This window comes from Halomonas campaniensis (assembly GCF_014193375.1).
Classification (GTDB): domain Bacteria; phylum Pseudomonadota; class Gammaproteobacteria; order Pseudomonadales; family Halomonadaceae; genus Halomonas; species Halomonas campaniensis.
In genome coordinates this window covers 138,133-157,111 of record NZ_JACHZF010000002.1, presented here as the reverse complement: position 1 = coordinate 157,111, position 18,979 = coordinate 138,133, and the positions used below count along the sequence as shown (strand labels likewise).

Below are 18,979 nucleotides of genomic sequence, written 5' to 3'. Positions count from 1 at the left end.
CTGCGACTCGACCTTCCCCACAAGCTCCGAGGTGAGCCCCCATGCACAACAATCTCAACCGCTTCACGCGGGGGTGGTACTTCGTGCTGCCCGGCCTGGTCGCCATGCTGCTGATCGTCGCCTTCCCGCTGGCGATCGCCTTCCGCTTCAGCCTGCACGATGTCTTCCTGTACGACTTTGCCAACCAGTGGTTCGTCGGGCTCGAGAACTACCGTTATGCCCTGGAGGACCCGCTGTTCCTGAACTCGGTGCGCGTCACCGCCCTGTTCACCATCGCCAACACCGTCGGCTGCCTGGTGGTGGGCATGCTGGTGGCCTTCCTGCTCAGCGGCAAGAAGATCCGCTTCAAGGCCGGCTGGATGGCCCTGTTCCTGATGCCCTTCGTGATGACCCCGGTGATCGTCGGCATCACCTGGCGGCTGTTCATGTGGGAGCCGGACTTCGGGGTCGTCAACCAGGTGCTCGGCTTCCTCGGCATCGGCGGCCCCTACTGGCTGACCGACCGTTCCACGGCGCTGTTCGCCACCGCCCTGACCAATGCCTGGCACCTCACGCCGATGGCGATCCTGGTGCTCTACGCCGCCCTGACCACCATCCCCGAGGAGCTCTACGAGGCGGCCCGTGTCGACGGCGCAGGTCCCTTCCAGACCCTCTGGCACGTGGTGCTGCCGATGATCCGCGCGCATATCCTGTTCGTGTCGATCATCATCATGACCAGCGCCTTCCGCGAGTTCGACATGGTATTCACCATGACCGGCGGTGGCCCGGGCCGCTCCACCACGGTGCTGAGCATCCTCGCCTACAACCGCGGCATCGCCAATCAGGACATGGGGATGGCCAACACCATCGCCTTCACCATGTTCATCATCATGGCCGTGGTCGCCTGGCTCTACATCAAGGTCTACAAGGTCAACAAGGAGGCCAGCTCATGAACGATCGCACCAAGGGACGCCTGGTCCTCGGTGGCCAGTATGCCGGCCTGACCCTGTGGCTGATCATCGCCCTGCTACCACCGCTGATCCTGCTGGCCGCCGCCCTCAACGAGACCGCCATGTTCCGCTCGCCCCTGGCGCTGCTGACCCTGCGCGACTTCACCCTCGACAACTTCGCCACGGCCTTCAGCGCCGGTGACTTCTGGTTCTTCTTCCGCAACAGCCTGTTCATCGCCACGGCCGCGGTGATCATCTCGGTGGTGGTCTGCGTGCCCATGGCCTACGGCCTCACCAAGCTTCGGCCGCGGGTGCGCTCCAGCCTCTCCTTCGCGGTGCTGGCGATGCGTTTCCTGCCCCACGTGGTGCTGGCCCTGCCGCTGTTCCTGATCTTCGTCAACCTGGGGCTATCCGGCTCGCGGATCGGGCTGCTGCTGGCCCACCTGTCGATCCATATCCCCTTCGCGGTATGGATGATGGTGGGCTTCTTCGAGAACGTGCCCAGAGAGATGGAGGAGGCCGCCATCGTCGACGGCTGCGGCCCCTGGCGCCTGTTCTGGAGCATCTCGCTGCCGGTGGTACGACCGGGCCTCAACGCCCTCGCCATCCTGGTCTTCATCATGTCCTGGAACGAGTATCTGTTCGCGCTGTTCCTGGCCGGCAGCGACGCCCAGCCGCTGACCGTGGGCATCACCCGCTTCATGGGCGGGGTCGAAGCCGGCGCCCAGTACGGGGTGATCGCCGCCTACGCCAGCCTGATCGTGCTGCCGGTGATCATCTTCGCCCTGCTGGCCAACCGCTATATCGTGACCGGCATGACCGCCGGGGCGGTGAAGGGCTGAACGCATCCGCCATCAGGAGATTTCGATGAGACAGCTCAAGTGGGGCATCCTGAGTACCGCCGGGATCGCCCGCAAGGCGATGATCCCGGCCATCCAGGCCGCGTCCAGCGCGCGGCTCACCGCCATCGCCAGCGAGAGCGGCAAGGCCGGCGACGTGGCCGCCGAGTACGGCATCCCCCGCGCCCACGACGGCTTCCGCCACCTGCTGGAGGACCCCGACGTGGAGGCGGTCTACGTGCCGCTGCCCAACCACCTCCACGCCCGATGGGCCTGCGAGGCGGCCCGCCACGGCAAGCACGTGCTGTGCGAGAAGCCCGCCGCCCTCGACGCCGAGGAGGCCTTGACCATGCAGGCGGCCTGCGACCAGGCCGGGGTGGCACTGATGGAGGGCTACATGTACCGCCATCACCCCCAGCACGCCCGGGCCCGGGAGATCCTCGACAGCGGCGAGATCGGCGAGGTGCGCCAGGTGCGCGGGCTGTTCTCCTTCCCGCTGGACCTGGGCGCCGACAACATCCGCCTCTCCGCCGCGGCCGCCGGCGGCAGCCTGCACGACGTCGGTTGCTACCCGCTGGACATCATCCGCCGGCTGCTCGGGATGCCCGAGGCGGTGACCGTGATCGGCCGGATGCCCGAGGCGCTGGGCGTGGATACCAGCGTGAACGGCATGCTGTCCTACGCCGACGGCCGCCTGGCCGAGTTCGGCGCCAGCTTCCAGCAGACCATGCTCAATCGCTACGAGGTGATCGGCAGCCACGGCAGCCTGCTGCTGCCGGCCGCCTTCCGCCCCGACAAGCAGGGCGGCGTGGGCGAGATCGTCATTCGCGACGAGCGGGGCCGTACCCGCCGCGAACCGGTCTTCGGCGACCAGTACCCCGACCAGGTCGAGGCCTTCTCCCGCTGGGCGCTGGGGGAAGGGCCGGCCCCCGATGCCCCCGGCGAACTGCTCGACCAGGCCACACTGCTGGCGGCCTGTCGGCGCTCGCTCCAGGAGGGTTGCACGGTCAGCCTGCCACCCGGAACCTACCGGGCCCCGGCAGGGGACTAACGAACGGCCTGTCGCTCCGGCAGGCGCCAGCGCAGCTGGCGGGCAATCACGGTGGGCCCGGGCCGGTAGCTTCCTCGCGCCGCGGCGAGGGCGGCCTGCAGGGCGGCCGCGGCGATCCGGTCGTGATCCTGCACCGCCGAATTGACCGGCAGCGGCAGGAAGTCCAGCAGGCGGCTGTCACCGAAGGTGGCCAGGCGCAGCGACGGGGGCAGCCCGCCCTCCTCCAGCAGCACGTCGAAGACGCCATCCAGCAGGGTGTAGGAGGCGGTGATCAGGGCGTCGGGCAGGCCATGGCCGTCGAGCAGGTCGCGCATCAGCCGTGCGCCATGCTCCCGGTCGTAGCGTTCGGCGCAGCACATGAGCGGGTGCGCCTCGCTGTCTATCAGCGCCTGCCGGAAGCCGGCCCGCCGCTCGGCGGTGATCGAGAGCCCCGGCACCGCATCCAGCCAGGCCACACTGCCCACCCTCTCGCCCAGCACCGAGCGGCTCAGCCGCTCGGCCGCCTCGCGGTCGTTGCTCACCACGCTGGCGAAGCGCCCGGGATCGAGGCCGCGGTCCACGGCGATCACCGGCAGGCCATCGGCCAGGAGCTCGCCGTAGAAGGGGTCACCCTCGGGCAGGCAGCTGGCGACGATCAGCACCTCGCAGCGCTGGGCACGCAGCGCCAGAGCCAGGTCGCGCTCGGCATCGGGCCGGTCATCGGAGCCGACGATCAGCAGCTGGTAGCCCTGCTCCCGGGCCCCGCGCTCCAGCCGCTTGGCCAGGCGCGCATAGCTGACGTTCTCCAGGTCGGGAATGATCAGCCCCAGGGTCCGGCTCGTGCCGCGACGCAGGGCGGCGGCCTGGGCATCCACCCGGTAGCGGTGTTCACGCACCACGGCCATCACCCGCTCCACGGTCCGGGCGCTGATGCGCTTCTCCTCGGCCTTGCCGTTGATGACGTAGCTGGCCGTGGTGCGCGAGACGCCGGCCAGCCGGGCGATTTCGGCGAGTGTCATGGGCTACCTCCCGTGGCGTTCGCGCCATTGTACGTCAGGGCGTGGCGACCTCCCCCTACCAATGTCGTAGATGCGACCACTTGCCATCGCAAGTGAATCGATCCAGCCTTGAGTATAGACAGGTGACACGATTCAGCCAAGCCGGACAACGCTATCCGACATGGCCTGCCCCCTCACAGGAGCCCCCTCATGCTGACCCTGAGTCCCGACGACATCCTGCTGGACTGCCATGCCGACGACTGGCGGGCCGCGCTGGACAGCGCCGCCGAGACGCTGCAGCGGTCAGGCCTCGTCACGGCCGGCTACCGTGACGGCCTGCATGCCCGCGAGGCCCAGTCCTCCACCTACCTGGGCAACGCCATCGCCATCCCCCACGGCACCCCGGAGAGCCGCGAGCACGTGAGGGCCACCGGGGTACGGGTGCTGCAGTTCCCCCGCGGCATCGACTGGCACGACGGCCACCGCGTGCATGCCCTGGTGACCATCGCCGCCCAGAGCGACGAGCATCTGGACATCCTGCGCCAGCTCACCCATGTGCTGGACGACGACAGCGTCGCCGAGCGCCTCGCGCAGGCTACCTCGGCGGGGGAGATCGCCGCCCTGCTGTCGAAGGCCGTGGTGGAGGCGCGCCTCGATGCCGACACCCTCTGCCTGGGCTTCCCCGCCCGCGATGTCCGCGAGCTGGCCCTGGCCGGGGCCGCCCGCCTGCGCCAGCTCGACTGCGTGGCCGGAGGCTTCGTCGCGGCGGTGGCCGCAGGCGCCCCGCTGCGACTCGGCCAGGGGCTGTGGCTGGCCACCAGCGACCGTGGCGTGGAGACGCCCGCCCTGGCCCTGGCGACGCCCGCCCCCGCCCTGGCGGAAGACGGCGAACCGGTCGCCGGAGTCTTCTGCCTGGCGGCGCGGGGCGAGGCCCATCGCGGCCTGCTGGAGCGGATCCTGGCCCTGCTGGAGAGCGGCCAGGCGGGGGAGCTCAAGGGGGCCGACGCCGCCACCGTGCTGGGCCGGCTCTCCGGGGAATCCGCCACTGCCCACACCCGGCTGGCCCGGGTCCTCAACGCCCATGGGCTGCACGCCCGTCCGGCCAAGCAGCTGGTGCAGGTGGCTCGCGCCCAGGGCATTGCGATTCGCGTGCGCCTCGCCGAGGGCGGCGGGGAAGCCGTGCCGGCCACCAGCCTGACCAAGGTGATCGGTCTGGGGGCCCGCCGCGGCCAGCAGCTCGCCTTCTCCGCCGAGGGCGAGGGCGCCGAGGCGGCCCTCGAGGCGCTCGACCGCGCCGTCGCCGAGGGGCTGGGCGAGCAGGTCCTGCCCTTCGACGAGAGCCGTGAGCGACTCGCCCCCCGGGAAGCGGCCGCGCCCCTGACGCCCCTGCCCGCCGACCTGCCCCACCCCGGCGTCGCGGCCTCCCCCGGGCTGGCCATCGCCCCGGCCTTCGTGCTGCGCACGCCCCGCTTCGACTATCCCGACCGGGCCGCCGACTCCGCGGCCGAGCGCCGCCGCCTGGAGCAGGCGATCCACGAAGGCGCCACACAGCTGGAGGCCCTGGTGCGCCAGGCGCGCGGTGGCGAGGTCGCCCAAATCCTCTCCATGCACGAGGAGATGCTGAACGACCCCGAACTCCTCGAGGCCGCCGGCGAGGGCATCCGGGACGGCCGCTCCGCCGAGGCGGCCTGGTGGGACGCCATCGAGACCGCGGCCCACGCCCAGGAGATGCTCGCCGACCGGCTGCTCGCCGAACGCGCCGCCGACCTGCGCGACGTCGGTCGCCGGGTGCTGGGGGTGCTCTGCCGGGTCGAGCTGCCGGCGCCGCCGGACCACCCCTATATCCTGATCACCGACGACATCGGCCCCTCCGATGTGGCGCGCCTCGACACCGCCCGGGTCCGCGGCCTGCTCACCGCCCGCGGCGGCGCCACCGCCCACAGCGCCATCCTGGCCCGCGCCCTGGGCATCCCGGCGGTGGTGGGGGCCGGCGAGCGGGTGCTCACCCTTGAGAACGGTAGCGAGCTGATCCTCGACGGCGAGCGGGGCCGGGTGGTTCCCGCCCCCTCCGCCGAACGGCGCGCCGCCGCCGAGCAGCGCCTGGTGGAGCGCGAGCGTCGCGCGGCCGAGGCCTGGGAGGCCCGCTTCGGCGAGGCACGCACCCGCTGCGGCCACCGCGTCGAGGTGGCCGCCAACCTGGGCAACACCGCCCACGCCGCCGATGCGGTGGCGCGTGGCGCCGAGGGCATCGGCCTGCTGCGCACCGAGTTCCTGTTCATGGCCCACGCCCGCGAACCGGACCTCGACACCCAGGTCGGTGAATACCGCGAGGCCCTGGACGCCCTGGACGGCCGGCCGCTGGTGGCCCGCACCTTCGACGTGGGGGGCGACAAGCCGCTCCCCTACTGGCCGATGCCGAAGGAGGACAACCCCTTCCTCGGCCTGCGCGGCATCCGCCTGGCCCTGACCCGGCCCGAGGTCCTCGAGACCCAGCTGCGCGCCCTGCTGATGGCCGCGGCGCCCGCGGATAAATCGGGAACAGCGCCTGCGGCTGGGGTTAATAAAAAGACCCGGCCGCTGCGCATCATGCTGCCCATGGTCAAGGACGTCGGCGAGTTCCGCGCCGCCCGGGCGATCGTCGACCGCCTGCTGGCGGAGATCCCCGAGGCCGAACGCGCTACTGACCTGCAGCTCGGGGTGATGGTCGAGGTGCCGTCCAGCGCCCTGCTGGCCGCCAGCCTCGCCGACGAGGTGGACTTCTTCTCGGTGGGGACCAACGACCTGACCCAGTACACCCTGGCCATCGACCGCGACCATCCCGAACTCTCCGCCCAGGCCGACGGCCTGCACCCGGCGGTGCTGCGGCTGATCGAGATGACCGTGGCCGCTGCCCATGCCCGCGGCAAGTGGGTCGGCGTGTGCGGCGAGCTGGCCTCGGACGCCACCGCCGTGCCGGTGCTGGTGGGGCTCGGCGTCGACGAGCTGTCGGTGAGCGCCCGCCAGGTGCCGCTGGTCAAGGCGCGTCTGCGCGAGTTCGACCTCGCGGAGGCCCGCGACCAGGCCGCCCTGGCGCTGGCCCAGGCCACCAGCGAGGCCGTCCGCGACGCCCTGGAGGTGCGCTGATGGCCCGCGTGCTCACCCTGACCCTGAACCCGGCCCTGGACCTCTCGGTGACCCTCGAGCGACTGGAGCCCGGGGCCGTCAACCGCACCCGTGCCACCCACCTCGCCGCCGCCGGCAAGGGCGTCAACGTGGCCCGGGTACTCGCCGAACTGGGCCACGACGTCACGGTGTCGGGGTTCCTCGGCGAGGAGAACGACGGCCCCTTCCTGCGCGCCTTCGAGGCCCTGGGCGTGGAGGATGCCTTCCTGCGGGTGCCGGGGGAGACCCGAATCAACGCCAAGCTCGCCGAGGCCGACGGCCGGGTCACCGACATCAATGGGCCGGGCGCGCGCATCGACGCCGCCAGCTGGCAACGCCTGCTCGACTGGCTGGACGCCCGCCTGGCCAACGCCGAGCGCCGCCCCGCCGGGGTGGTGATCGCCGGCAGCCTGCCGCCCGGCGTCGCCGCCGAGGACCTGGCAGGCCTGGTGGCCCGGCTGCGCGACGCCGGCCTCGCGGTATGGGTCGACACCAGCGGCGAGGCCCTGGCACGGGCCATCGACGCCCGCCCCACCGCGGTCAAGCCCAACGAACAGGAGCTGGCGGCCTGGGCCGGCACTCCCCTCGACACCGCCGAGACCCGGCTCCGGGCAGCGCTTCGCCTCTACGCCGCCGGCGTCGAGGAGGCGCTGATCTCCGCCGGGCCGGCCGGGGTGCTGTGGATCAGCCGCCGCGGCGCCTGGCAGGCGGTTCCCCCGCGCCTGGCCGTGGCCAGCACCGTCGGCGCCGGCGACACCCTGCTGGCCGCCATGCTGCACGGCATCCTATCCGGCCATACGCCGGAACAGGTCCTGCGCTTCGCCACCGCGCTGTCCGCCGAGTCCGTCCGCCATGTCGGCGTGGGCCATGTCCGCGCCGATGACTTCCCGCAACTCCAGCAACAGACCCGCGTGCGTCGCCTCAACGACGTCGCCGCGGGGGGAGCCCTCGCATGAACGCCATCATCGTCACCGCCTGCCCCAGCGGCCTGGCCACCACCTTCCTCGCCGCCCGCCGCCTGGAGCAGGCCGCCCAGCGTCTCGGCTGGCGGGTCGATGTCGAGATGCACGGCGAACTCGAGCCCGTCACGCCGCTGTCGGCGACCGCCCTGCAGGCGGCCGACCTGGTCATCGTGGCCGCCGACCATGTGCCCGACCCGCAGCGCTTCGCCGGCAAGCGGCTCTTTCAGGCCCCCATCGACCAGGCGCTGCCCGACCCCGCCGCTTTCCTGGCGCGGGCCGAGCGCGAGGCCGAGGCCTTCACCCCGGCCGACGACCCCGCCCCGGCGCTGGCCACCGGCACGGCCCCCGGCTCCGGCGCGCGGATTGTGGCGGTGACGGCCTGCCCCACCGGGGTGGCCCACACCTTCATGGCCGCCGAGGCCCTGAGCGAAGCCGGGAAATCCCTGGGGCACGAGATCCGCGTGGAGACCCAGGGGTCGGTGGGCGCCCAGGACCGGCTCACCGAGGAGGAGATCGCCGCGGCGGACCTGGTGGTCCTGGCCTGCGACATCGAGGTGGACCCTACCCGCTTCGCCGGCAAGCGGGTCTACCGCACCTCCACCGGGGCGGCGCTCAAGAAGCCCCGGGCGACCCTCGAGGCCGCCTTCGAGCAGGCCGAGACGGAACACGCCAACGCACCGGCCGCCGGCGGAGAGGGAAGGAAGGGCGCCAAGGAGAAGGGGGTCTACAAGCACCTGCTCACCGGGGTCTCCTTCATGCTGCCCATGGTGGTGGCCGGGGGGCTGCTGATCGCGCTCTCCTTCGTGTTCGGCATCGAGGCCTTCGAGCAGGAGGGCACCCTGGCCGCGGCGCTGATGCAGATCGGCGGCGGCACCGCCTTCGCCCTGATGATCCCGGTGCTGGCCGGGTACATCGCCTACTCCATCGCCGACCGTCCCGGCATCGCCCCGGGCATGATCGGCGGCATGCTGGCGGCCAATATCGAGGCCGGCTTCATCGGCGGCATCCTCGCCGGCTTCCTCGCCGGGTACGTGGCGCTGGCCGTGACCCGTCACGTCAGGCTGCCGTCCAGCGTCGAGTCCCTCAAGCCGATCCTGATCATCCCGCTGGTGGCCAGCCTGGTCACCGGCCTGACCATGATCTACGTGATCGGCGAGCCGGTGGCGGCGATCCTCGCCACCCTGACCGACTTCCTCGCCGGCATGAGTTCGGCCAACGCCGTGCTGCTGGGCGTGCTGCTGGGTGCCATGATGTGCTTCGACCTGGGCGGGCCGGTCAACAAGGCCGCCTACACCTTCGGGGTCGGCCTGCTCGCCTCCCAGACCTATGCCCCCATGGCGGCGATCATGGCCGCCGGCATGGTGCCGGCCATCGGCATGGGCATCGCCAGCTTCGTGGCACGCCACAAGTTCTCCGAACCCGAGCGCGAGGCGGGCAAGGCGTCGTTCGTCCTCGGGCTCTGCTTCATCAGCGAGGGGGCCATTCCCTTCGCCGCCAAGGACCCGCTGCGGGTCATCCCGGCCTGCATCCTCGGCGGCGCGGTGACCGGGGCGCTGTCGATGCTGGTGGGGGCCCAGCTGATGGCCCCCCACGGCGGCATCTTCGTGCTGCTGATTCCCAACGCCATCACGCCGGCCCTGCTCTACCTGGCCGCCATCGTCATCGGCTCGCTGATCACCGGCCTGGGCTATGCGGCGATCAAGCGCGGCGCCGCGCCGGTGGCGGTGGGCGCCAGTACCTGACCATGGCCGTGGCAGGCCACGGGGGCGGCGAATCGTTGTTTTATTACAAGATAAAGGCGATACGCGCGCGTAGATTGGCCAAATGCCCGCCCATTGGGTAGTATTTTTACATAACAAACCCTCGGCACCCCACCGACCCACAACAACGGAGCGCCCCATGTTCCAGCTTACCCGCAGCGTCACCTGGCAGGCCCTCAAGCAGCTGCACGCGCAGACCGCGGACGACCGCATCCGCGACTACTTCACCGCCGACCCCCAGCGCTTCGAGAAGATGAGCCTGCGCGTCGGCGGCCTGTTCCTCGACTACTCCAAGCATCAGGTCTCCGACGCGGTGCTCGACAAGCTGATCGAGCTCGCCGAGCACTCGGCGCTGGTGCAGCGCCGCGCCCAGATGTTCTCCGGCGACATCATCAACGTCACCGAGGACCGTCCGGTGCTGCACACCGCCCTGCGCAACCTCGGCGAGGGGCCGCTGATGGTCGATGGCCAGGATGTGATGCCGGAGATCCAGCGCACCCGCGAGCAGATCCGCCAGTTCTCCGAGGCGGTGCGCAACGGCGAATGGAAGGGCTACAGCGGCGAGCGCATCCGCGACGTGGTCAACATCGGCATCGGCGGCTCGGACCTGGGGCCCAACATGGCTTGCCGGGCGCTGCTCAAGCACCGCCACCCGGAGCTGAACTTCCACTTCGTCTCCAACGTCGACGGCGCCCACATCCAGAAGGTGCTCAGCCGCCTCGACCCGGCCACCACCCTGTTCATCGTCTCCACCAAGACCTTCTCCACCCAGGAGACCCTGCTCAACGCCCATACCGCCCGGCGCTGGTTCCTGGAGAATGCCGGCCCGGATGCCGACGTGGGGGCGCACTTCATCGCCGCCTCCACCAACAAGAAGGCGGCCATGGCCTTCGGCATCCGCGAGGAGAACGTCTTCGAGTTCTGGGCCTGGGTGGGCGGGCGCTACTCCATGTGGTCCTCCATCGGGCTGCCCATCGCCCTCTCCATCGGCTTCGAGGGGTTCATGGAGCTGCTGGAGGGCGCCTACGCCATGGACCAGCACTTCCTCACCGCCCCCTTCCGCGAGAACATGCCGGTGCTGATGGCGCTGATCGGCATCTGGTACATCAACTTCGTCGGCGCCGAGACCCAGGCCATCGTGCCCTACGACCAGGCCCTGCATCAGCTGCCGGCCTTCCTCCAGCAGCTCGACATGGAGTCCAACGGCAAGTCGGTAGACATCTTCGGCCACCCGGTGGACTACAAGACCGGGCCCATCGTCTGGGGCCAGACCGGCTCCAACGGCCAGCACGCCTTCTTCCAGCTGCTCCACCAGGGCACCCGCTACGTGCCCATCGACTTCATCGCCTCGCTGAAGCCGGAACCCGGCGTCGAGGAGCACCACTTCGCGCTGCTCACCAACATGCTGGCCCAGGCCAACGCCTTCATGGAGGGCAGCCAGAGCGGCAGCCGGCTGGACCCCTACAGCTGCCCCGGCAACCGCCCCTCCAGCGTGCTGCTGCTCGACGAGCTGACGCCGCGGAACCTCGGCGCGCTGATCGCGCTGTACGAGCACAAGGTGTTCGTCCAGGGGGTGATCTGGAACATCAACTCCTTCGACCAGTGGGGGGTGCAGCTCGGCAAGCGCATCGCCGGCGAGATCAGCGAGCGCATCGACGAGCAGAGCCAGGATTTCGACGCCTCCACCCAGGGGCTGCTGGCGCTGGTACGTGGCCACTTCGCGGCCGACGGCGCTCCCCGGGCGAGCGCCGCCGAGCCCGCGGCGAAACCCGCCGGCAAGAGCGGCAAGCGAACGAAGGGCTGATTCGGCATGTAGGGGTAGCGGGGCCGGCAACTGCCGGCCCCGCTGCGTTTCACGCTGACCAGCGACAACATGAAAAAACCCGGCCGCGGGGGGCCGGGGAAAAGGACAGCCACAGGCTGCCGAGAGAGCACAGGGGAGCGCCCTGCCGGGCGCGGGGATTCAGTGGTGGAAGCGCCGGGCCGCCTCGCGTGCCAGCTGGCGGATGCCGTTCCAGTCCTCGGCCTCCACCAGCGAGTTCGGCGTCAGCCAGGAGCCGCCCACGCACATCACGTTCCTGAGCGCGAGGTAGTCCTCGGCGTTGTCGAGGCTGATGCCGCCGGTGGGGCAGAAGCGCGCCTCTGGGATCGGCCCGGCGAAGGCCTTGAGCGCCTTGACGCCGCCGCTGGCCTCGGCGGGAAAGAACTTGAAGCGGCGATAGCCGTACTGCCAGCCGGTCATCAGCTCGGAGACGGTGGCCACGCCCGGCAGCATCGGCACCGGGCTCGAGACGCCATAGCGATAGAGCGCCTCGGTGGTGCCCGGGGTGACCACGAAGTCGGCGCCGGCCTGCTCGGCCTGGCGGTACTGGGCCGGCGTCAGCACGGTGCCCACCCCGATGCTGGCCTGGGGCAGTGCCGCCTTGATGCGGCGGATCGCCTCCAGGGCGCAGTCGGTGCGCAGGGTCACCTCGAGCACGGTCAGGCCGCCCTCGACCAGGGCGGTGGCCAGGGGCACGGCGTCCTCCACGCGCTGGATGGCGAGCACCGGGATCACCTCGGCCTTGAGGCAGATGCTATCGAGTTCGGTGGTGCGGGTGGAGGGCAGCTGCTTGTCGATGGTCATTGATGTCTCTCCATGAGATCAGGGGGCCCAGTAGGTGGCCAGCGGGCAGGCCAGGAAGGCGCGGATCGGCAGTTCGCGGACGTCGTCGCCGGACAGTGCCCTGGCCAGCACGGCGCGCTTGTCGCCGCCGGTGATGTGCAGCACGTGACGGCGGGCCTGGTGCAGGCGGTCGGCGCTGAGCGTGATGCGCGGCTGGGGCTGGCTCGGGGTGCGCACCGCCACCGCCGCGGCGTCGGTGGTCAGCGCCAGGTCGAGCTCGCGGCTGTCGGGGAACAGCGAGGCGGTATGGCCGTCGCCGCCCATGCCCAGCACCACCACGCTGGCCGGCCAGGCGAGCGGTGCCAGGCGGTCGGCCACGGCTTCGGCCCCCTGCTCCGGGGTGGGGTCATGGGTGGTCAGCGGCACGAGGGTCGCCTCGGCGGCGGCCCCCTGCAGCAGGTGCTCACGCACCAGGCGGGCGTTGCTGTCGTCGGCGGACTCGGGTACCCAGCGCTCGTCGGCCAGGGTCACGTCGATGCGTGACCAGGGCAGCGCCATGGCGGCCAACGCCCGGAAGAAGGGCACCGGCGTGGAGCCGCCGGAGACCACCAGCAGGGCGCGCTCCTGGCGGGCCAGGTCGGCACGCAGCGCCTCGGCCACCGCCTCGGCCAGCTGCGCGGCCAGGCGCTTGCGGGAATCGTCGCTCATCTCAGCTCCCCCATGTTCAATAATCCTCATACCAGCTGCGGCCGTCCCGGGTGATCATGGCGGTCTTGAGAGAGGCGCCACGGGCCCCCGGGGCCGGTCGCCATGCTCTAGTAATCTTCATACCAGCTTCGTCCGTCCTGGGTGATCATCGCGATGGAGGCGACGGGCCCCCAGGAGCCGGCCGGGTAGCGGCGTGGCGGCTCGTCGCGATCGGCCCAGGCGGCGATCAGGTTGTCGCACCACTGCCAGGCATGCTCGACCTCGTCGCGGCGCACGAAGAGGTACTGCTGCCCCTTCATCACCTCGAGCAGCAGGCGCTCGTAGGCGTCGGGGATCCGTGACTTGGGGAAGGCGCTGTTGAAGTCCAGGTGCAGCGGGCCGCGGCGCAGGCGCATGCCCTTGTCCAGGCCGCTGTCCTTGGTCAGCACCTCCAGGGCGATGCCCTCCTCCGGCTGCAGGCGGATCACCAGCTTGTTGGCGGCTAGCCCGCGCTGGTCCGGATCGAAGATGTAGTGGGGCTGCTGGCGGAAGTGGATGATGATCTGGGAGAGCTTCTCGGGCATCCGCTTGCCGGTGCGCAGGTAGAAGGGCACGCCGGCCCAGCGCCAGTTCTCGACGCCGGTCTTCATCGCCACGAAGGACTCGGTGTGGCTCTCGGTGTTCGCCCCCTCCTCCTCGAGGTAGCCGGGCACCGACTTGCCGCCGATGGTGCCGGCGGTGTACTGGCCGCGCACCACGTCGCGCCCCAGCATGTCGTCGGTGAAGGGCTTGAGCGCCTTGAGCACCTTGACCTTCTCGTCGCGGATGGCATCGGCGTCGAGGTTGGCGGGGGGATCCATGGCGATCAGGCAGACCAGCTGCAGCAGGTGGTTCTGCACCATGTCGCGCAGCTGGCCGGCGTCGTCGAAGTAGCCCCAGCGCCCCTCGATGCCGACCTGTTCGGCCACGGTGATCTCCACATGGGAGATGTGATTCTGGTTCCACTGGGTGCCGAACAGCGGGTTGGCAAAGCGCAGCGCGATCAGGTTCTGCACCGTCTCCTTGCCCAGGTAGTGGTCGATGCGATAGATGCGCGATTCGGGAAAGACCGCACCGATGGCGTCGTTGACCTCGGCGGAGGACGCGAGGTCATGGCCGATCGGCTTCTCCACCACCACCCGGCTCTGGTCGTCCAGGCTGCCGCTGGCCTCGAGGTGTCGGCAGATGTCGCCGTAGATCCTCGCCGCCACCGAGAGGTAGACCACCATGGGGCGCTCCTGCCCCGCCTGGCGCCAGTCGCGGATGACGGTGTAGCCCTCGGGCTGCGTGAAGTCGAGCTGGCGATAGTCGAGTCGCGAAAGGAAGCGCGCCAGCGCCTGGCGGTCGAGCTCCTCGGCCTTGACGTGGGTCTTGAGCGCCTTCTCGACGCGCCCCTTGAAGCCGTCCAGGTCGAGCTCCTGGCGCGCCAGCCCCAGCAGTCGCGTGCTCGGGTCGAGCAGCCCCTCGCGGTCGAGCTGGAACAGCGCCGGAAAGAGCTTGCGCTGCGCCAGGTCGCCGAGGGCGCCGAACAGCGCCAGGTCGATATCGGTCCTGGCCGCCTGGCCGGATCGGCTGGAGTGACTCATGTGCGCCTCGCTTTTCGTTGGATTACCAAAAAAATACCCACCGAGCGGTCAAAAGGCAAGTTTTTGTTGTAAACTTACAAAACAAACACCCGCCCGACGGGGACGGTTGGCCGCGACCCACCTCCTCGGGCTAGGATAGCCAGCATAATGTAGTTAAATCACTACATCATCTATCCCGGCTAAATCCGCGGCCCTCGCCGCCCGCTGTCATGGAGACCCCCGCCCATCATGGCCAGTCACGACCTGCTCGATCGCATTCGCCAACGCCTCGAGGAACTCAACCGCTCCGAGCGCAAGGTCGCCGACGTCATCCTCGCCGACCCCGGCGCCGCCACCAGCATGAGCATCGCCACCCTCGCCCAGGCGGCCTCGGTGAGCGAGCCCACGGTCAACCGCTTCTGCCGCAGCTTCGATGCCAAGGGCTATCCGGACTTCAAGATCAAGCTGGCCCAGAGCCTGGCCGGCGGCACCCCCTACGTGAGCCGCGCCGTGGAGCCGGAGGACAGCGCCGCCGACTATACCCAGAAGATCTTCGGCGCCACCATCGCCGCCCTGGACGAGGCGCGCCGCCAGGCCGACCCCCAGCGCATCGAGCGGGTGGTGGACTACCTGATCCAGGCCAAGCAGGTGCACTTCTTCGGCCTGGGCGCCTCGGGGGCGGTGGCCCAGGACGCCCAGCACAAGTTCTTCCGCTTCAACCTGCCGGTCACCGCCTACGTGGACGTGCTGATGCAGCGCATGGTGGCCTCGAGCTGCCATACCGGTGACGTGGTGGTGGTGATCTCCTGGACCGGTCGCACCCGGGAGCTGGTCGACATCGCACGGCTGGCCCGGGAGAATGGTGCCGTGGTGCTGGGCATCACCGCGCCGGGGTCGCCGCTGGCCGCCGAGTGCACCGAGACGCTGGAAGTCGCCATCGCCACCCCCGAGGACACCGACCACTACATGCCGATGACCTCGCGGATGATCCAGCTGGCGCTGATCGACGTGCTGGCCACCGGGGTAACCCTGCGCCGCGGCGAGGACTTCCTGGGCCACCTCAAGAAGATCAAGGACAGCCTGCTCGATACCCGCTACCCGGCCGGCCGCCAGGACTGACCGCCCCGGACTTGCCAGGCCCGGGCCCAGCGACAACAATAGCGGCCCGATTCCCCAGCCGGAGCCGCCCCATGCGTCACCTCGCCCTTGCCGCCGCCCTCGCCCTGTTCGCCCAGGGAGCGGCCGCCGAGACCTTCCGCTTCACCGCCATCCCCGACGAGGACCAGGCGCGCCTGGTGGAGCGTTTCGCCAAGGTCGCCGACTACCTGGAGGAGCGGCTCGGGGTCGAGGTGGAGTACGTGCCGGTGAAGTCCTACAGCGCCGCGGTGACCGCCTTCCGCAACGACCAGGTGCAGCTGGCCTGGTTCGGTGGCCTCTCCGGCGTGCAGGCCCGCCGCCTGGTGCCGGGCTCGGTGGCCCTGGCCCAGGGCAGCGAGGATGACGCCTTCATGAGCTACTTCATCGCCCACCACTCCACGGGCCTGGAGCGGGCCGACGCGCTGCCCGACGCGATCGAGGACATGAGCCTCACCTTCGGCTCGCGCACCTCCACCTCCGGGCGCCTGATGCCGGAGCACTTCTTCCGCCAGCGCTTCGATGACGCCGACCCCGAGGCGTTCTTCTCCCGGGTGGGCTACTCCGGCGACCACTCGCGCACCATCGCCCTAGTCGAGGCCGGCACCTGGGACCTGGGCGCGGTGAACTACACCGTGTGGGAGGCCGCGGTGGCCGATGGCCGCGTCGATACCGACCGGGTCGAGGTGATCTGGGCCACCCCGCCCTACCCCGACTACAACTGGACCCTGCGGGGCGACGCCGATGAGCGCTTCGGCGAGGGCTTCACCGACCGGGTGCAGGCCGCCTTCCTGGAGATGGACGACCCCGAGCTGCTGGCGAGCTTCCCCCGCGAGGCCTTCATCCCCGCCGACAACGCCCTCTATGCCCCCATCGAAGAGGTGGCCGAGGAGCTCGGCCTGCTGCGCTGAGGGCCTGACACCATGGAGAGCGAGCAACGCCGCCCGCTGGTCGCCTTCGCGGCCGAGGACCTCGGCCATGGCCGCGACCGTCACGGACGGCTCGACAGCGTGGTGCTGCCCCGCCTGACGCTGGCCCTGCACGAGGGCGAGCGCGTCGCCCTGCTCGGCCAGAGCGGCTCGGGCAAGTCGACCCTGCTCGCCGAGCTGCGCGAGCGGCTCGGCCGGCGCGCCGCCTGGTGCCCCCAGCACCATGGCCTGGTGCCGGCCCTGGCCGTCTACCACAACGTCTACATGGGGCGGCTGCCCGAGCACTCGGCGCTGGCCAACCTGTGGAACCTGGTGCGACCCCTGCGCCAACCCTGGCGGGAGGTGGAGGCGCTGTGCGAGCAGCTGGGGCTCGCGGGCCTGCTGCGCCGCCCGGTGGGCCGGCTCTCCGGCGGCCAGCGCCAGCGGGTGGCCATCGCCCGCGCCCTCTACCAGGGCCGCGCGCTGTTCCTCGGCGACGAGCCGGTGGCCAGCGTCGACCCCCACCAGGCGCTGCGGCTGCTGGCGCTGATCGATGCCCGCCACACCACCCAGGTGGTGGCCCTGCACCAGCGCGAGCTGGCCCTCACCCACTTCGACCGGGTCTGGGGCCTGCGCGACGGCCGCCTGGTGATCGATGCCCCGTCCCGGGACCTGCGCCTGGCCGACCTCGACGCCCTCTACCCCGATGCCGACGCCCCCGCCGGCTCGCCCCGTGAGGCGGCCACACCGGCCATGCCCGGCCCGGAGGCGCTGCCCTGCGCGCGGGGCCGGCCAGCGAGCAGCGCGGTTGTATCCGATCTTCAGGTGGGCGCTGCCCTGCGCGCGGGGCCGGCCATGAGCGAGGCCCTCTCCCGTCATCCCCATCCGGGCCATGGACGCCACTGGTGGCGGGGTGACAGCACCGGGCTGAAGCTCGCCCGCCACACCCTGGCGCTGGTCGCCCTGGCGGTGCTGCTGATGCCCTTCGCCGACCTCGCCATCCACACCCGGGAGCCCTGGACGGAGCTGGGCCGCATGGCCCTGGGCATGGCCTGGCCGGCCTGGGGCTCGCTGGAATCGCCGCTCACCGCCATCGGCCTCACCGTGGCGGTGGCGATCTGGGGCACCCTGGCCGGCGTGGTGCTGGGCTTCCCGCTGGCCCTGCTGTTCGCCCGCTCGCGGCTGGTACGCGCCGGCTGCGCCTTCGTGCGCGCCATCCACGAGCTGTTCTGGGCGCTGCTCTTCCTGCAGGTCTTCGGGCTGTCGGCGCTCACCGCCCTGGCGGCCCTGGCGATCCCCTACGCGGGGATCTTCGCCAAGGTCTATGCCGAGATCCTCGAGCAGGCGCCCCGCGCGCCGCGCGATGCCCTGCCCCCCGGCAGCGGGCGGCTGTCGCGCTTCGTCTACGCCGAGCTGCCGCTGGCCTGGGCGCAGCTGGTCGCCTATACCCGCTACCGCTTCGAGTGTGCCCTGCGTGCCAGCGTGCTGCTGGGCTTCGTCGGGCTGCCGACGCTGGGCTTCCACCTGGAGACCGCCTTCCGCGAGGGGCGCTACCACGAGGCCGGCGCCCTGCTCTGGCTCTTCTACCTGCTGATCGCCAGCCTGCCGTGGTGGGGGCATCGGCGGCTGGTCCCGGTGCTGCTGGTGGGCGGGGCCTGGCTGCTCGGCCCCTGGCCCAGCGTGGATGGCGCCCTGCTGTGGCGCTTCGTCTCCGAGGACATCTGGCCGCCGGCGCTGCTCGCCGGGGACTGGGCGGGGCTCACCGCCTGGCTGTCGCGGATTCCCGCCCTGGGGCCGGCCATCGGCAATACCCTGCTGCTGGGGCTGCTGGGCACGGTGGGGGCGCTGGCGGTGGCGCTGCTGCTCTGGCCGCTGGCCAGCCGCCACTTCGGCAACCGCGCCAGCCGGCTGGCCGGCCGGGGCCTGCTGGTGGCGCTGCGCTCCACCCCGGAGCTGATGCTGGCCTTCCTCTTCCTGCTGCTGCTCGGCCCCTCGCTGCTGCCGGCCTGGCTGGCGCTGGCCCTGCACAACGGGGCGCTGATCGCCTTCCTGGTGGCGCGCCACGCCGATGCCCTGGCCCCCGGCATGCCCGGGCTGCCGGCCTCCGGCCGCTATGCCTACGAGCTGCTGCCGCGGCTCTATCCGGGAATGCTGGCGCTGCTCTACTACCGCGCCGAGGTGATCCTGCGCGAGACGGCGATCCTGGGGATGCTGGGGGTGGCGACGCTCGGCTTCTACATCGAGGAGGGGTTCGACTACCTGCTGTTCGACGTGGCCTTCTTCCTGCTGCTGGTCACCGCGGCGCTGAACATTGCGGTGGACGCCCTCTCGCGGCGGCTGCGGCCGAGAGAGGCGCCCATCGAGGATCCCTGCTCGCGCTAG

General features: G+C 70.9%; 14 protein-coding genes. 10 read left to right on the top strand and 4 right to left on the bottom strand.

Annotated elements, in window-relative coordinates; all coding sequences use genetic code 11:
• The first annotated feature begins 41 nt into the window (after nucleotides 1-41).
• The 3 genes from BDK63_RS01760 to BDK63_RS01750 are packed head-to-tail and all read left to right on the top strand — an operon-like array spanning nucleotide 42 to nucleotide 2,819.
• Nucleotides 42-932 carry a carbohydrate ABC transporter permease gene (locus BDK63_RS01760; protein WP_183329599.1) on the top strand — a complete coding sequence of 297 codons (891 nt, stop codon included), beginning with the start codon at nucleotides 42-44 and terminating at the stop codon, nucleotides 930-932.
• Nucleotides 929-1,771, top strand: a complete 843-nt coding sequence (locus BDK63_RS01755; RefSeq protein WP_183329598.1) for a carbohydrate ABC transporter permease — start codon at nucleotides 929-931, stop codon at nucleotides 1,769-1,771. Before BDK63_RS01760 ends, BDK63_RS01755 begins: the two co-directional genes overlap by 4 nt.
• Before the next feature lie 25 nt (nucleotides 1,772-1,796).
• Entirely contained in the window at nucleotides 1,797-2,819 is a 1,023-nt protein-coding gene (locus tag BDK63_RS01750; RefSeq protein WP_183329597.1) for a Gfo/Idh/MocA family protein, read from the top strand.
• Here the strand turns inward: BDK63_RS01750 and cra are convergent.
• Nucleotides 2,816-3,817: a catabolite repressor/activator gene (gene cra / locus BDK63_RS01745; protein ID WP_183329596.1), complete on the bottom strand. Its 1,002-nt coding sequence runs from the start codon at nucleotides 3,815-3,817 to the stop codon at nucleotides 2,816-2,818. The genes BDK63_RS01750 and cra overlap by 4 nt on opposite strands.
• A 189-nt stretch (nucleotides 3,818-4,006) precedes the next feature.
• Between cra and ptsP the strand changes: the two genes are divergently transcribed.
• From ptsP to pgi, 4 genes are all read left to right on the top strand, one after another.
• Nucleotides 4,007-6,919: a phosphoenolpyruvate--protein phosphotransferase gene (gene ptsP, locus BDK63_RS01740; RefSeq protein WP_183329595.1), complete on the top strand. Its 2,913-nt coding sequence runs from the start codon at nucleotides 4,007-4,009 to the stop codon at nucleotides 6,917-6,919.
• A complete protein-coding gene (pfkB, locus tag BDK63_RS01735; protein ID WP_183329594.1) occupies nucleotides 6,919-7,893 on the top strand; it encodes a 1-phosphofructokinase in 975 nt (324 codons plus the stop codon). Before ptsP ends, pfkB begins: the two co-directional genes overlap by 1 nt.
• Nucleotides 7,890-9,641: a PTS fructose-like transporter subunit IIB gene (locus BDK63_RS01730; protein ID WP_183329593.1), complete on the top strand. Its 1,752-nt coding sequence runs from the start codon at nucleotides 7,890-7,892 to the stop codon at nucleotides 9,639-9,641. Before pfkB ends, BDK63_RS01730 begins: the two co-directional genes overlap by 4 nt.
• Before the next feature lie 157 nt (nucleotides 9,642-9,798).
• A complete protein-coding gene (gene pgi / locus BDK63_RS01725) occupies nucleotides 9,799-11,463 on the top strand; it encodes a glucose-6-phosphate isomerase (protein WP_183329592.1) in 1,665 nt (554 codons plus the stop codon).
• A gap of 159 nt (nucleotides 11,464-11,622) precedes the next feature.
• Here the strand turns inward: pgi and BDK63_RS01720 are convergent, their stop codons facing one another.
• From BDK63_RS01720 to zwf, 3 genes are all read right to left on the bottom strand, one after another.
• Nucleotides 11,623-12,285: a bifunctional 4-hydroxy-2-oxoglutarate aldolase/2-dehydro-3-deoxy-phosphogluconate aldolase gene (locus tag BDK63_RS01720; RefSeq protein ID WP_183329591.1), complete on the bottom strand. Its 663-nt coding sequence runs from the start codon at nucleotides 12,283-12,285 to the stop codon at nucleotides 11,623-11,625.
• Between the two features lie 18 nt (nucleotides 12,286-12,303).
• The gene (gene pgl / locus BDK63_RS01715) at nucleotides 12,304-12,972 is read right to left on the bottom strand and encodes a 6-phosphogluconolactonase (RefSeq protein ID WP_183329590.1); all 669 of its coding nucleotides are present in this window, start codon (nucleotides 12,970-12,972) and stop codon (nucleotides 12,304-12,306) included.
• A gap of 107 nt (nucleotides 12,973-13,079) precedes the next feature.
• Complete coding sequence (gene zwf / locus BDK63_RS01710; RefSeq protein ID WP_183329589.1) at nucleotides 13,080-14,576, bottom strand: glucose-6-phosphate dehydrogenase; 1,497 nt, start codon at nucleotides 14,574-14,576, stop codon at nucleotides 13,080-13,082.
• 228 nt (nucleotides 14,577-14,804) lie between these two features.
• On the opposite strand from zwf, the gene BDK63_RS01705 reads away from it, so the two are divergent.
• The 3 genes from BDK63_RS01705 (at nucleotide 14,805) to BDK63_RS18740 (ending at nucleotide 18,979) form a co-directional block, all read left to right on the top strand.
• Entirely contained in the window at nucleotides 14,805-15,674 is an 870-nt protein-coding gene (locus BDK63_RS01705) for a MurR/RpiR family transcriptional regulator (protein ID WP_183329588.1), read from the top strand.
• A 71-nt stretch (nucleotides 15,675-15,745) separates the two neighbouring features.
• The gene (locus BDK63_RS01700) at nucleotides 15,746-16,600 is read left to right on the top strand and encodes a putative selenate ABC transporter substrate-binding protein (RefSeq protein ID WP_183329587.1); all 855 of its coding nucleotides are present in this window, start codon (nucleotides 15,746-15,748) and stop codon (nucleotides 16,598-16,600) included.
• Between the two features lie 12 nt (nucleotides 16,601-16,612).
• Complete coding sequence (locus tag BDK63_RS18740; protein WP_343065256.1) at nucleotides 16,613-18,979, top strand: ATP-binding cassette domain-containing protein; 2,367 nt, start codon at nucleotides 16,613-16,615, stop codon at nucleotides 18,977-18,979.

Excerpts from the sequence above, each read along its gene's own strand:
- BDK63_RS01760 (WP_183329599.1), top strand. The coding sequence starts at position 42 with ATGCACAACAATCTCAACCGCTTCACGCGGGGGTGGTACTTCGTGCTG.
- BDK63_RS01755 (WP_183329598.1), top strand. The coding sequence starts at position 929 with ATGAACGATCGCACCAAGGGACGCCTGGTCCTCGGTGGCCAGTATGCC.
- BDK63_RS01750 (WP_183329597.1), top strand. The coding sequence starts at position 1,797 with ATGAGACAGCTCAAGTGGGGCATCCTGAGTACCGCCGGGATCGCCCGC.
- cra (WP_183329596.1), bottom strand. The coding sequence starts at position 3,817 with ATGACACTCGCCGAAATCGCCCGGCTGGCCGGCGTCTCGCGCACCACG.
- ptsP (WP_183329595.1), top strand. The coding sequence starts at position 4,007 with ATGCTGACCCTGAGTCCCGACGACATCCTGCTGGACTGCCATGCCGAC.
- pfkB (WP_183329594.1), top strand. The coding sequence starts at position 6,919 with ATGGCCCGCGTGCTCACCCTGACCCTGAACCCGGCCCTGGACCTCTCG.
- BDK63_RS01730 (WP_183329593.1), top strand. The coding sequence starts at position 7,890 with ATGAACGCCATCATCGTCACCGCCTGCCCCAGCGGCCTGGCCACCACC.
- pgi (WP_183329592.1), top strand. The coding sequence starts at position 9,799 with ATGTTCCAGCTTACCCGCAGCGTCACCTGGCAGGCCCTCAAGCAGCTG.
- BDK63_RS01720 (WP_183329591.1), bottom strand. The coding sequence starts at position 12,285 with ATGACCATCGACAAGCAGCTGCCCTCCACCCGCACCACCGAACTCGAT.
- pgl (WP_183329590.1), bottom strand. The coding sequence starts at position 12,972 with ATGAGCGACGATTCCCGCAAGCGCCTGGCCGCGCAGCTGGCCGAGGCG.
- zwf (WP_183329589.1), bottom strand. The coding sequence starts at position 14,576 with ATGAGTCACTCCAGCCGATCCGGCCAGGCGGCCAGGACCGATATCGAC.
- BDK63_RS01705 (WP_183329588.1), top strand. The coding sequence starts at position 14,805 with ATGGCCAGTCACGACCTGCTCGATCGCATTCGCCAACGCCTCGAGGAA.
- BDK63_RS01700 (WP_183329587.1), top strand. The coding sequence starts at position 15,746 with ATGCGTCACCTCGCCCTTGCCGCCGCCCTCGCCCTGTTCGCCCAGGGA.
- BDK63_RS18740 (WP_343065256.1), top strand. The coding sequence starts at position 16,613 with ATGGAGAGCGAGCAACGCCGCCCGCTGGTCGCCTTCGCGGCCGAGGAC.